The sequence below is a fragment of the Roseospira goensis genome (assembly GCF_014197795.1).
In the GTDB taxonomy this organism is placed as follows: domain Bacteria; phylum Pseudomonadota; class Alphaproteobacteria; order Rhodospirillales; family Rhodospirillaceae; genus Rhodospira; species Rhodospira goensis.
In genome coordinates this window covers 72,161-84,705 of sequence record NZ_JACIGI010000013.1, presented here as the reverse complement: position 1 = coordinate 84,705, position 12,545 = coordinate 72,161, and the positions used below count along the sequence as shown (strand labels likewise).

Annotated in this window: 8 protein-coding genes; 7 read left to right on the top strand and 1 reads right to left on the bottom strand. The window is 75.5% G+C overall.

All coding sequences use genetic code 11. The features are described 5' to 3' along the window. The first annotated feature begins 22 nt into the window (after window positions 1-22). The 3 genes from GGD88_RS09435 (at window position 23) to GGD88_RS09425 (ending at window position 7,872) form a co-directional block, all read left to right on the top strand. Window positions 23-1,135: a DUF3108 domain-containing protein gene (locus GGD88_RS09435; RefSeq protein ID WP_343056328.1), complete on the top strand. Its 1,113-nt coding sequence runs from the start codon at window positions 23-25 to the stop codon at window positions 1,133-1,135. A gap of 161 nt (window positions 1,136-1,296) precedes the next feature. Then, a complete protein-coding gene (locus GGD88_RS09430) occupies window positions 1,297-6,639 on the top strand; it encodes an alpha-2-macroglobulin family protein (RefSeq protein WP_184434649.1) in 5,343 nt (1,780 codons plus the stop codon). Between the two features lie 306 nt (window positions 6,640-6,945). Further along, complete coding sequence (locus tag GGD88_RS09425) at window positions 6,946-7,872, top strand: prephenate dehydratase (RefSeq protein WP_184434646.1); 927 nt, start codon at window positions 6,946-6,948, stop codon at window positions 7,870-7,872. Here the strand turns inward: GGD88_RS09425 and GGD88_RS09420 are convergent, their stop codons facing one another. After that, the gene (locus GGD88_RS09420; protein WP_184434643.1) at window positions 7,873-8,484 is read right to left on the bottom strand and encodes a CDP-alcohol phosphatidyltransferase family protein; all 612 of its coding nucleotides are present in this window, start codon (window positions 8,482-8,484) and stop codon (window positions 7,873-7,875) included. A gap of 123 nt (window positions 8,485-8,607) precedes the next feature. Between GGD88_RS09420 and GGD88_RS09415 the strand changes: the two genes are divergently transcribed. The 4 genes from GGD88_RS09415 (at window position 8,608) to GGD88_RS09400 (ending at window position 12,533) form a co-directional block, all read left to right on the top strand. Then, the gene (locus GGD88_RS09415) at window positions 8,608-9,723 is read left to right on the top strand and encodes a PA0069 family radical SAM protein (protein ID WP_221237083.1); all 1,116 of its coding nucleotides are present in this window, start codon (window positions 8,608-8,610) and stop codon (window positions 9,721-9,723) included. A 52-nt stretch (window positions 9,724-9,775) separates the two neighbouring features. Then, entirely contained in the window at window positions 9,776-11,161 is a 1,386-nt protein-coding gene (locus tag GGD88_RS09410; RefSeq protein WP_184434636.1) for a cobyrinic acid a,c-diamide synthase CobB, read from the top strand. Further along, window positions 11,158-11,730, top strand: coding sequence for a YcgN family cysteine cluster protein (locus GGD88_RS09405; protein ID WP_425502586.1), 573 nt, complete (start codon window positions 11,158-11,160; stop codon window positions 11,728-11,730). Before GGD88_RS09410 ends, GGD88_RS09405 begins: the two co-directional genes overlap by 4 nt. 89 nt (window positions 11,731-11,819) lie before the next feature. Further along, window positions 11,820-12,533, top strand: a complete 714-nt coding sequence (locus tag GGD88_RS09400) for a M48 family metallopeptidase (RefSeq protein ID WP_343056327.1) — start codon at window positions 11,820-11,822, stop codon at window positions 12,531-12,533. Window positions 12,534-12,545: the final 12 nt, after the last annotated feature.

Sequence of the window (12,545 nt, the reverse complement as noted above, 5' to 3'; positions counted from 1 at the left end):
GGGACCCTCGATCGATCAACGAATGGCGGGGATCGGCTGGATGCGGATCGGCGCGCGGGGATCGGCCCGGGCCGCGGCTCCGGCCAGGCCCCCGGATTGGAACCGCTTCGGGGCATGGCGCCGCGCCGCCCGCTCTGCCGGACGCACGCACCACCCCGACGGGAGGGGGAACCCATCCCGAAGTCGGAGGACCCTAGCCGATCAGGCCGGCCAAGGCCACCGTTTAGCGCACCCGCGAAAAGAACGCACCGCTCCGGGACGGTGGCGCGCCGTTTCGCGGCGGCTGGTCCGCGTCACCGCCCTGCTCGCCACCCTGCTGACGGCCGCCGTCGGCATCGTCGCGGCGCCGGCTCTGGCGGCCGAGGATCGGCATCTGCTGTACGAGGCTCGGTTCCTGGGCCTGCCCGTGGGCGACGTCGCCGTGCGCCTGAACGCCACCGAGACACACTACCGCATCGCCGTAAACGGTCGCGCCACCGGGCTGCTCTGGACCCTGCGCGGCCTGCGCGTGCACCGCAGCGCACACGGACGCCGCGCCGCCGATGGCCGCCTGCGGCCCGACGGCTACCGCGACGCCTGGCAGGGCTGGGATGACGGTGGCGAGACCGTGGTGCGCTACCACCCCGCCGCCGGCCTCCCGGCACCCGTTCCGCGCGCGGTGAAGAACGGCCGCCCGGTGCGGCGCATGCCCGACGCCGCGCGGGCCGGCGCGCTCGACCCCCTGAGCGCGCTCCAGACCGTGCGCCAGCGGGTGGCCGAGGCGGCGGCCGCGGGCATCCCCGATCCGCAGCAGATGGTGGTACCGATCTACGATGGGAAGCTGCGCTACGACGCGCGGGTGGAATTGGCGCCGCCGCAGACCGTCGTCGTGGCCGGCCAGCCCTGGCGCGCCCGGGTCGCGACCGTCGGCCTGGTGCCCCGGGCCGGCTTCAGCGACCGACACGCGGCCGAGTGGCGCGGCGGCGGCCTGCGGCTGACGATCATGGATCACGTCAAGGCGATCCCGCTGCGGCTGGAGGTCGATCAGGGCTGGGGGGCGTTCGCGCTGGAGTACCTGGGTCCGTGCGCGGCGGGGGCGGCGACCTGCCCCGCCCCGCTCGGCGATAGCCCCACGCCCGCGGCGGCGGGGGACTGACGCGGCGCCCCGTCACCCACATTTGCCACATTCCCGCACTATGCCTTTGCCCGACTCTAAACGATGATCGCGGGCCGAAGATCGCGGGCCGAAGATCGCGGCAGAGACGGCCGTGGCGCGGCCGGCCCGCCGGGACCGGTCCATGGAGGGGAGACGCAGTCATGATCGCGACGGGACACCACCGCGCCACGGCGCGCGCGGCGCGGGCACAGGGCCGGACACGGGCCGTGCTCGGGCTCGGCCTGCTGCTTGTGCTGGCGGCGGCCCTGGCGGCCGTGCCCGGCGCGGCCCGGGCCAACGACCTGCCCGCCGCACGCTCGCCGCTGGTCACCCAGCTCGACGACCTGGACCGCTTGCGCCAGCTCTCGCGCGACGCCCGCGCCTATGCCCGCGACATCGCCGACCGCACCGACGCGGACGAGTCGTGGGAGCGCCGCGACGCGGCCCTGGACCGCTACCGCGACGCCGCCAGCGACGGCCGGCGCGGCGATGCCATCATGGCCCTGGAAGACTACATCGACGCCGGCGGCGACGACGACAGCGACCGCTGGCGCGCCCTGGCGCGGCTCCACCTTCAGGATGACCCGCGCTCCCGCCCCGCCGTGCTGGCGGGCTGGACCGCCTATGCCGTGGCCGGCGGCGACGGCGAGCGGGCCGCCGCCCTGACCCTGCTGGCGGCGGTGGCCCGCGCGGTCGGCGACGGCGACCTGGCGATCGCCTTCCTCCAGGCCGCGCTGGCGTACCGGGACGACGACGACACCCGCGCCGCCCTGCGCGCCACGGCCGGCGACCGCCCGGTGCTGGAGACCCTCACCGGCCGCATCGAACGCGACGTGCCGGAGGTCTGCCTGCGCTTCAGCGCCGAGCCGGTCTCCGACGGGTCGGTTCGCTACGGCGACTATGTGGCCCTCGACCCGGCCGACGAGGTGGTGGCCCGCCCCGACGCCGACGCGCTGTGCCTGTCCGGCTTCCCGCACGGAACGGCGGTGGACATCACCCTGCGCCGCGGGCTGCCGCTGGCCGGCGGCGTCGCGCTGCCCGAAACCCGGACCTGGACGCTGGACGTGCCGAACCGGGAAGCCCGCGTCGCCTTCGCCGGCGACGCCCATGTGCTGCCGGCGCGCGGGGGCCAGGGCCTGCCACTGGAGACCGTGAACGTGGCGCGGGTGGCGGTGGAGATCTACCGCCTGCCGGCGCGCGGCGTCGCCCAGGCCCTGCGCGATGGCGCGGCGTTCCGCGACCTGGCCGGCTGGTCCCTGAACGACCTGCGCTTCGACAGCGGCACCCTGGTGTGGTCGGGCGAGATGGACACGCCGGACGAGGCCAACCGCCAGCGCCGCAGCGCCATCCCCTTCGCCGAGGCGGTGCCGGATCCGGAGCCCGGGCTGTACGCCGTCACGGCGACCATCGCCGCGCGCGACCTGCCGCACTGGCAGGACCGGCCGACCCAGTGGGTGCTGGTGACCGACATCGGCCTGCAGGCCTACCACGGCGCCCGCGAGCTGGTGGTCGCCGCCCGCTCGCTGGAGACGGCGGCGCCGCGGGCCGGCGTCGAGATCGCCCTGATCGCCCGCAACAACGACGTGCTCGGCACCGCGACCACTGACGCCGACGGCCTCGCCCGGCTGCCGGCCGGGCTGCTCCAGGGCAACGGCGGCGCCAGCCCGAGTCATCTGGCCGCGACGGCGGCGGACGGCGGGGATCACGCCATCCTGGACCTGGGGCGGCCGGCCCTGGACCTGTCCGACCGCGGCATCGGCGGCCGCGACGCGCCCGGGCCGCTGGACGCCTTCCTCTATCTGGAGCGCGGCATCTACCGGCCCGGCGAGACCGTCGAGCTGATGGCGCTGCTGCGCGACGACCGCGCCCGGGCGGTCACCGGCCTGCCGCTGACCCTGAAGGTGATGCGGCCCGACGGGGTCGAGGTACGCCGCCAGGTGGTCACCCCGGATTCCGGCGGCGGCGCCCACGTGCGGATTGCCACCGCCGACGCCGACCGTACCGGCGCCTGGACCGTGACCGCCCATGCCGAGCCCGAGGGGCCGGCGATCGGCCGCGTGACCTGGCACCTGGAGGATTTCGCCCCGGCCCGCATGGAGGTGCTGCTGGACGCGCCGGACGACGCCATTCTGCGGCCGGAGACGACCGTGCCGCTGGGGGTCGAGGCGCGCTATCTCTATGGGGCCCCGGCGGCCGGGCTGGCGGCCGAGGCCGAGCTGGTCGTGCAGCCCGATCCGCAGCCGTTCGGGGAGGCCCGCGCGGGCTACCGCTTCGGCCTGACCACCGAGGATTTCGAGCCCTGGCGCGGCGACCTGACCGTCGCCGACACCGACGACGCCGGCCGCAGCCGGGTCGAGGCGGTGCTGGACCACACCCCGGACACCACGCTGCCGCTGGCCGCGCTGGTGCGGGTGACGGTGCTGGAGCCGGGCGGCCGGCCCACCAACCGCGCCGTGAAAATCCCGGTGCGGCTGCGCGACAGCCTGGTGGGCCTGGATCCGCTGTTCGAGGGCGGCGCCGTCGACGAGGGCGGCACCGCGCGCTACCGCGTGCTGGCGGTGGACGCGGCCGGCGCACCGCTGGCGGACCGGACGTTGCGGCTGATCCACTACGCCGAGGACTGGGACTATCAGTGGTACCGCGAGGGTGACGGCTGGCGCTACCGCGCCGTGGTGCGCGACCGCCGCCTCGACGCCCGCGACATCGTGACCGGCGCCGACGGCACGGTGGAGGTCGACCTGCCGGTGGACGGCTGGGGCCGCTTCCGGATCGAGGTCGCCGACACCGCGACCGGGGCCGTGTCCAGCGACCGCTTCCGCGCCGGCTGGCGGGTGGCCGCCCCCGGCGCCCAGGATACCCCGGACACGCTGCGCCTGACCGTCGAGCGCGACACCTACGGCGAGGGCGAGACGGCGCGCGTTGCGCTCGATCCGCCGTTCGCCGGCGAGGCCCTGGTGACCGTGCTGGCCGAGGACGTGCTGTGGTCGCGGAGTGTCCCGGTGCCGGCGGAGGGCGCGGTGGTCGAGGTGCCGGTCACCGAGGCCTGGGGCGCTGGTGCCTACGTCGCCGCCACCCTGTTCCGCCCCGGCACCGACACCGAACGCGGCCCCGGCCGCGCCGTCGGGGTCCAGTGGGTGGCGGTGGACAGCGCCGACCGCACCCTCGCGGTCACCCTGGACACCCCGGAGACGATGCGCCCGCGCGGGACGCTGGAGATCCCGCTTGAGGTCGCCAACGCCGGCCCCGACACCCGGGTCACGGTGGCCGTGGTCGACGAGGGCATTCTGCAACTCACCGGATTCGCCACGCCCCGGCCCGATGCCTACTACCTGGGCAAGCGCGGCCTGGGGGTGGACCTGCGCGACGCCTACGGCGCCCTCATCGACGGCCGCGACGCGACCACGGGCCGGCTGCGCAGCGGCGGCGACGCCGCCGGCCGTCATGCGCCCGGGCTGCCGGACAAGACCGTCAAACCCCTCGCGGTCTTCTCCGGCCCGGTGGACCTGGACGACGAGGGCCGCGCCACCGTGCGGGTCGACATCCCGGCTTTCAACGGCCGGGTGCGGGTGATGGCGGCGGCCTACGACGCCCGGGGCGTCGGCCACGGCGAGGCCGACGTGACCATCCGCGACCGCCTGGTGACCCTGGTCACGCTGCCCCGGTTCCTGGCGCCGGAGGACCGGGCCGCCCTGCATGTCACCCTCGACAACGTGGACGGTCCGGCCGGCGACTGGACCGTGGCGGTGGAGGCCGAGGGCGGAGTCGCGGTGGCCTCGACGGGCTCGGCGACCCTGACCCTCCCGGCCGGCGGGCGGGCAACCCATGTCGCCACCCTCAAGGGCGACCGCATCGGCGGCGGCCGCGTGCGCCTGACCGTCACGGCGCCCGACGGGGCCGTGACCACCCAGGACTGGGGCCTGTCGACCCGCCCGGCGGCGACCCGGGAGAGCCGTGCCGTGGCCCGGCGCCTGGCGCCGGGACAGAGCGCCCCGGTGTCGGCCGACGTGCTGGACGACTTCGCGCCCGAGACCGCCAGCCTGACGCTCGGCCTGTCGACGCTGCCGGACCTGGGGCTGGTGTCGCTGGTGCGTGCCCTCGACCGCTATCCCTACGGCTGTGTCGAGCAGACCGTCAGCCGCGCCCTGCCGCTGCTGGTGGTGGGCGACGTGGCGGCGGCGGCCGGGGTGGTCGACCGTGACGATCCCGCCGATCTGGCGCGGCGCGTGGACGACGCCATCGGCCGCGTCATCGCCATGCAGCGGGCCGACGGCGGGTTCAGCCTGTGGGGGCGCGGCGAGCGCCAGGACTGGCTGAGCGCCTACGCCACCGAGTTCCTGGTGCGTGCCCGCGACGCCGGCCACCGGGTGCCGCCGTTCGCGCTGGAGCGCGCGCTCGGCTTCCTGGAGGACAGCGTGGTCGGGCTGGACTATCCGGACGAGGCCCTGGCCGCGCGCGCCTATGCCTTTTACGTGCTGGCCAGCGCCGGGGTCGTGGACCCGGGGGCGTTGCGCTACGTGCACGACACCGCGCTGAACCGCCTGCCGGCCCCCCTGGCGCGCGCCCACCTGGGCGCGGCCCTGGCGATGATCGGCGACACCGCGCGGGCGCAGGCGGCCTTCGACGCCGCACTGAGCCCGGACGTGTGGCTGTCCTCGGACGCGCCGGAGGATCAGCGCCGGCGCGATCCCTACGGCTCGCCGCTGCGTGACGCCGCGGCCACCGTGGCGTTGATGGCGGAGGCCGGGCTGGACGATCCGCTCGGCCGCGTCGCGGCGCTGGCCGACGCCCGCCTGGGACGCGATCATCTGAGCACCCAGGAACAGGCCCGGCTGGTGATGGCGGCGGCGGCGGTGCAGGACCTGCAAGGACCGCTGTCGGTGACCGTGGACGGGGCGACGGCGACCCCGGTCGGCACCGGCCGGGCGCTGGCGACGCCGACCCTCGATCAGGTGGCGGCCGGGATCACGGTCGCCAACACCGGCGCCGGCACGGTGACGATGGTCGCCACCGGCGACGGCATCCCCACCACGGCGCCGCCGGCGCTGGAGAACGGCCTGTCGATCCGGCGCGCGTTCTACACCCTGGAGGGACGGCGGGTGGATCCGCAGCGGGTGGACCAGAGCGACCTGATGGTGGCCCTGGTCACCGGCGAGGCCGTCGACCCGGCCGCCCTCGGCGACGCCGAGACCCATCACGCCCTGGTGGTCGACCTGCTGCCGGCCGGTCTGGTGCTGGAGACCGCCGCGGTGGGTGATGGCCGTTCGACCGCCGGCCTGACCTGGCTGCCGGAACTGGACGTGCCGGAGTACGTGGACCTGCGCGACGACCGCTTCGTGGCCTCGATCCCGCTGAGCCGCCAGGATCCGGGGTTCACGGTGGCCTACCTGGCACGGGCGGTCACCCCAGGCGTGTTCACCCTGCCGGGGGTGTTCGTCGAGTCCATGTACCAGCCCACCCTGCGGGCGCGCGGCGAGACCGGTCAGATGATCATCGCGCCGCGGTGAGGGGGCGCCCACGCGGGAGCGTGGGCGCGAGATGACCGTTCTCGGTCCCACGCTCCGGCGTGGGACCGCGGGGCGAGCGGCGCCCCCGCAGGAGCGGGGGCGCGAGAGTCCGAATCCTTCTCACTCCCACGCTCCGGCGTGGGACCGCGGGGCGAACGGCGCCCCCGCAGGAGCGGGGGCGCGAAAGTCCGAATCCCTCTCGCTCCCACGCTCCGGCGTGGGAGCGCGGGTGTCTCATCCGCTTGACGCCCGGCCGGGGGCGGTCTAACGAGGCGGCTTGCCTGTCCGACCGCGAGTGCCGCCGCCATGCCCGCCCCGTCCGCCGACCTCCAGACCGACGTCTCCGCGCCCGCGCCGCCGCGCCCCGCGATCGCCTTCCAGGGCCTGCCCGGCGCCTATTCGCACGCCTGCTGCCTCGCCGCCTATCCGGACATGGCCCCCCTGCCGCAGGCGGCGTTCGAGGACGTGCTGGCCGCCGTGCGCGACGGCAAGGCGCTGTACGCCATGATCCCCATCGACAACTCGGTGGCCGGCCGGGTGGCGGACATCCACCATCTGCTGCCGGGTTCGGGGTTGCACATCGTGGCCGAGCACTTCCTGCGCGTGAACCACCACCTTCTGGTCGTGCCGGGCGCCACCCAGGCCGATCTGCGCACGGTGGAGAGCCACGTCCACGCGCTGTCGCAATGCCGCCGGCTGATCCGCGACCTGGGCCTGACCCCGGTGGTCACCGCCGACACCGCCGGCGCCGCGCGCGACGTGGCGGCCCGCGGCGATACCACGGTGGCGGCCATCGGCTCGGCCCTGTCGGCGGAGATCTACGGCCTGGAGTCGTTGCGCGCCAACATCGAGGACGAGGAGCACAACACCACCCGCTTCGTCGTCATGGCCCGCGAGCCGGTCTCGCCCCGGGCCGACGTGGAGTCCGTCACCTCGTTCGTGTTCCGGGTGCGCAACGTGCCGGCGGCGCTGTACAAGGCGCTGGGGGGCTTCGCCACCAACGGCGTCAACATGACCAAGCTGGAGAGCTACCAGGTCGGCGGCACCTTCGTCGCCGCCCAGTTCTACGCCGAGGTCGAGGGCCGCCCGGACGACCGCCCGATGGCCTACGCGCTGGACGAACTGCGCTTCTTCTCGCACGAGGTGTCCATCCTCGGGGTCTATCCGGCGCATCCCTACCGCTTCGAGGCCCGCCGCCGCGCCCTGGAGGCCGAGACCCGCATCTGGCCGTGACTACCACCGCCCGAAGGTGCGCGCCGTCAGCAGCACCCGGCCCAGAGCCGAGACCGCGCACAGCCCGGCCATGATCCAGGCCAGCACCGGAAACCCCGCCGGCCACAGGCAGAAGGCGATGAAGAAGGCGATGGTCTCGGTTCCTTCCATCAGCCCGCTCATGTAGTACAGCGACTTCTCGCCCTGCGCACGGGTGGTCAGCCGGTGACGCTCGGCCAGGAGGGCGTGGGCCAGGAAGGTCGAGCCGGTGCCGACGAAGCTGGCGATCAGGACGGCGGCGGGCAAGGCGTTGGCGGCCGGGTCGGCCAGCGCGAAGCCGACCGGCACGGCGGCGTAGAAGACGAAGTCGCAGACGATGTCCAGGTAGCCGCCCAGGTCCGTGGGCCGGGTGGCGCGCGCCACCGCGCCGTCCAGGCCGTCCAGCAGGCGGTTGGCGGCGATCAGCACCAGGGCCACGCCGAACCAGCCCAACGCCAGCGCCGGCACCGCCAGCAGGCCGAGCGCGAACGCCGCCAGCGTCAGGCGATTCGCGGTCACCCCCAGCGCCGCCAGGGTGCGGCCGAGGCGGGTCAGGGGGCCGTCGATCAGCGGGCGCAGGCGGGCGTCGAGCATGGGGCGGAATCCGGGCGGGGACGCGCCCGGAAGGGTGGGGGCCGGCGGCGGCGGACGCAAGGCGCGCGGAGACCCCAATCCGTTTGTTCTTGATATGTTCGTATGATGCGGCATCCTTGGGCCATGACCGTTCCGCCTGTCTCCGCCGGCGCCGCCCGCCGCGGCGCCCTGTCCAACTCCGACGGCCGCTTCGAGCCCGTGTCCCACGCGCCGGCGGACGACGGCTGGGGCACGCTGGCGCCGGTCGCGCCCGGGGACGACGACCGCGACGGCTGGGGGCCGCCGCCGTCCCCCGCCACTCGGGTGGAGGTCGACCGCAGCCGCACGGTGATCAGCCGCAACACCTCGCCCGACATCCCGTTCGACCGCTCGATCAACCTCTACCGGGGCTGCGAGCACGGCTGCGTCTACTGCTACGCCCGGCCCACCCACGCCTGGCTGGGCCTGTCGCCGGGCCTGGATTTCGAGACCCGGCTGTTCCTGAAGCCGGACGCGGCCGCCCAGCTCGACGCCGAACTGCGCCAACCGGGCTACCGACCGGCGCCGATCGCCATCGGCACCAACACCGACCCCTATCAGCCGGTGGAGCGCACCCACGGCCTGATGCGGCAGGTTCTCGGGGTGCTGTCGGCCTTTCACCACCCGGTCACCATCACCACCAAGTCGGCGATGGTGGAGCGCGACCTGGATCTGCTGGCCGATCTGGCGCGGCGCCGCCTGGTGCGGGTCGCGCTGTCGATCACCACCCTGGACCGCGATCTGGCCCGCACCCTGGAGCCACGCGCCAGCCCGCCGGCGGCGCGCCTGCGGGCGGTGCGCCGGCTGGCCGACGCCGACGTGCCGGTGGCGGTGATGGCGGCGCCGATGATCCCGGCCTTGAACGACCACGAGCTGGAGCGCATCCTCGCGGCGGCCGCCGACGCCGGGGCGCGCCAGGCGGACTACATCCTGGTGCGGTTGCCGCGCGAGGTGGACGGGCTGTTCCGGGACTGGCTGGCGGCCCATGTGCCCGACCGGGCGGACCGCGTGATGAACCGGATCGCGGCGATGCGGGACGGTCGCCCCTCCTCCGGCCGGTTCCACGCCCGCATGCGCGGGACCGGGCCGGAGGCCGAGCTGCTGGCGCGGCGCTTCGCCGTGGCGGCCCGGCGCCTGGGCCTGACGCGGCGGGGAGACGACCTGGACACGACCCGCTTCGCGCCGCCGCCGCGCCCGGGCGACCAGCTTGCGTTGTTGTGACGGGCCGCCGCAGGCCCGCGACCCGCGACCCGTGACCCGCGAAAGGACTCCGATGATCGCTCCGTCAGGCCCCGCCGCCCCTGGCCTCGTCCTGGCCGCGCCCGCCAGCGGGTCCGGCAAGACCACGGTCACGCTGGCGCTGCTGCGGGCGCTGAGCCGGCGCGGGGTGCGGGTCGCCTCGGCCAAGGTGGGGCCGGACTACATCGACCCCGCCTTTCACGCCGCCGCCGGCGGCCGGGCCTGCGTCAACCTGGACGGCTGGGCCATGCCGGCGCCGCTGCTGACGGCCCTGGCCGGCCGGCTGTCGCGGGACGCCGAGCTGATCCTGTGCGAGGGCGTCATGGGCCTGCTGGACGGCGCCGTGGCGCCGGGCGAGCCGGGCCATGAGCCGTTGCGCGACGGCTCGACCGCCGCGCTGGCGGCGCGCCTGGGCTGGCCGGTGGTGCTGGTGGTGGACGCCCGCGGCATGGCGGCCTCCGCCGCCGCCGTGGTGCGCGGGTTCCGCGACGTGCGGCCCGACGTGACGGTGGCCGGCGTCATCTTCACCCGCTGCGGCCCGGGGAGGCACATCGACACCCTGCGCGCCGCCACCGCCGCGCTGGCGCCCGACGTGGCGGTGCTGGGCGCGCTGCCGCGCGACGTGCGGCTGACGCTGCCGTCGCGCCATCTGGGGCTGGTGCAGGCGGCCGAGCACGCCGACCTCGAGGGGTTCCTGGAGGCCGCCGCCACCCTGGCCGCCGCCCACGTCGACCTCGACGCGCTGGCGGCCCTGGCCCGGCCGGCGAGGGGGACGGCGGGACCTGAGACCGCCACCGCCCCCGTGCCGCTGCCGCCGCCGGGCCAGCGCATCGCGATCGCCCGCGACGTCGCCTTCGCCTTCACCTACCCCGCCACCCTGGACGGCTGGCGCGCCGCCGGGGCCGAGGTGGTGCCGTTCTCGCCGCTGGCCGACGAGGGGCCGGCGCCCGACGCCGATGCGGTGATCCTGCCCGGCGGCTATCCCGAACTGCACGCCGGCCGCCTCGCCGCCAACACGCGGTTCCTGGACGGCCTGCGCGCCGCCGCCGATCGGGGCGCCGTTGTGTTCGGGGAATGCGGGGGCTACATGGTGTTGGGGCGGGGCCTGGTGGACGCCGACGGCCACCGCCACGCCCTGGCCGGGCTGCTGCCGGTGGAGACCAGCTTCGCGGACCGCCGGCTGCACCTGGGGTATCGTGCCGTCACGGTGCTGGGCGACGGCCCCGCCGGCCCGGCCGGGCGGCGCCTGCGCGGCCACGAGTTCCATTTCGCCCGGGTGCTGGACGAGGGACCGGGGGACGCCCTGTTCGCCGCCCGCGACGCCCGCGGGCGCGATCTGGGGCCGGTGGGCCGCCGCCGCGGCGCCGTCGCCGGGTCGTTCGTGCATCTGATCGCCGCCGACGGGGAGGCGCCGCCATGACGCTGCTGTGCCCGCCGGCCTGTCCCCTGCTCCTGCGCCGGACCGCGCCGATGAAACCGATCCCGACCCGCCTGCGCCGCCTGCTCGGCACGCCCGCGCCCGCCGATCCGACCCCGCCGGCCGAGGACGACGACCCGCGCCCGTTCTGGGAGCGCAAGACGCTGCGTCAGATGACCGAGGCGGAGTGGGAGAGCCTGTGCGACGGCTGCGGCAAGTGCTGCCTCAACAAGCTGCAGGACGAGGACACCGGCGCGCTGGCGTTCACCAACGCGGCCTGCAAGCTTCTCGATCCCGAGTCGTGCCGATGCCGGGATTATGACAACCGGTGGGACCATGTGCCGGATTGTGTCAAACTGGTGCCCGCCATGATTCATCGCCTGCAGTGGTTGCCCTCAACCTGTGCCTACCGCCTGCTGGCCGAGGGCCACCCCCTTCCGGGCTGGCATCCGCTGCTGAGCGGCGATCCCGAGAGCGTCCATCGCGCCGGTATCTCGGTGCGCGGCCGTGTGGTGAGCGAGACCGCGGTGCACGACCTGGAGGATCACGTGGTGGACTGGGAGGATCTCTAGCGGTGGCGGCCCGACCGCTCGAAGGCCCCGCATCGGGCCGGACGCAGGATGCCGCGGGGCGTCGGACCGGCCCGTCCGCGCGGACCCCGGTGCTCCGGGAGGCCCCCGCCGGCGACCGGCTGCTGACCGTGGGCGACCGCGCTGTCCCCGTCATCACCCGCATCAACCCGCGCGCCCGGCGCATCTCGCTCAAGGTCGATGCCGTCGCCGACCGGGTGGTGGTGGTCATTCCCCACCGCCGCCACGAGGCCGCGGCGCGCCGCTTCCTGGACAGCAAGGTCGCGTGGCTGGCCGAACATCTGGGCCGCCTGCCGCCGCCGGTGGTGCTGGCGGACGGGGCCGAGGTTCCGGTGTTGGGACACCCGGTGCGGCTGTGCCATCGCCCCGAGGCCCGCCGCGGCGTCTGGCAAGAGGGGGCCAGTCTGTGCGTGTCCGGTCGGGCCGAGCACCTGCCCCGGCGGGTGCGCGACTGGCTGCGCGCCCGCGCCCGCGACGAGATCGGGGCCCGGGTCGCGGCCCATGCCGCCCGTCTCGACGTCGCCCCGGGCCGCATTGTGCTGCGCGATACCCGGTCGCGGTGGGGCAGTTGCGCGCCGTCGCGTGATCTCAGCTTCTCGTGGCGGCTGATGATGGCGCCGGGGTGGGTGCTGGACTACGTCACCGCCCACGAGGTGGCACACCTGCGCGAGATGAACCACTCCGCGGCCTTCTGGCGTCACGTGGAGACGCTGGCGCCCGGCCTGCGCGGCCCGGCGCGGGCCTGGCTGCGCGAGCACGGCCCGGCCCTGCACCGGGTGGGATAGGGGCCGCCGCCC

What these genes read in the sequence shown, in the direction of transcription:
- GGD88_RS09430 (WP_184434649.1), top strand. Translation starts at nt 1,297, where the DNA reads ATGATCGCGACGGGACACCACCGCGCCACGGCGCGCGCGGCGCGGGCA.
- GGD88_RS09425 (WP_184434646.1), top strand. Translation starts at nt 6,946, where the DNA reads ATGCCCGCCCCGTCCGCCGACCTCCAGACCGACGTCTCCGCGCCCGCG.
- GGD88_RS09420 (WP_184434643.1), bottom strand. Translation starts at nt 8,484, where the DNA reads ATGCTCGACGCCCGCCTGCGCCCGCTGATCGACGGCCCCCTGACCCGC.
- GGD88_RS09410 (WP_184434636.1), top strand. Translation starts at nt 9,776, where the DNA reads ATGATCGCTCCGTCAGGCCCCGCCGCCCCTGGCCTCGTCCTGGCCGCG.
- GGD88_RS09415 (WP_221237083.1), top strand. Translation starts at nt 8,608, where the DNA reads ATGACCGTTCCGCCTGTCTCCGCCGGCGCCGCCCGCCGCGGCGCCCTG.
- GGD88_RS09405 (WP_425502586.1), top strand. Translation starts at nt 11,158, where the DNA reads ATGACGCTGCTGTGCCCGCCGGCCTGTCCCCTGCTCCTGCGCCGGACC.
- GGD88_RS09435 (WP_343056328.1), top strand. Translation starts at nt 23, where the DNA reads ATGGCGGGGATCGGCTGGATGCGGATCGGCGCGCGGGGATCGGCCCGG.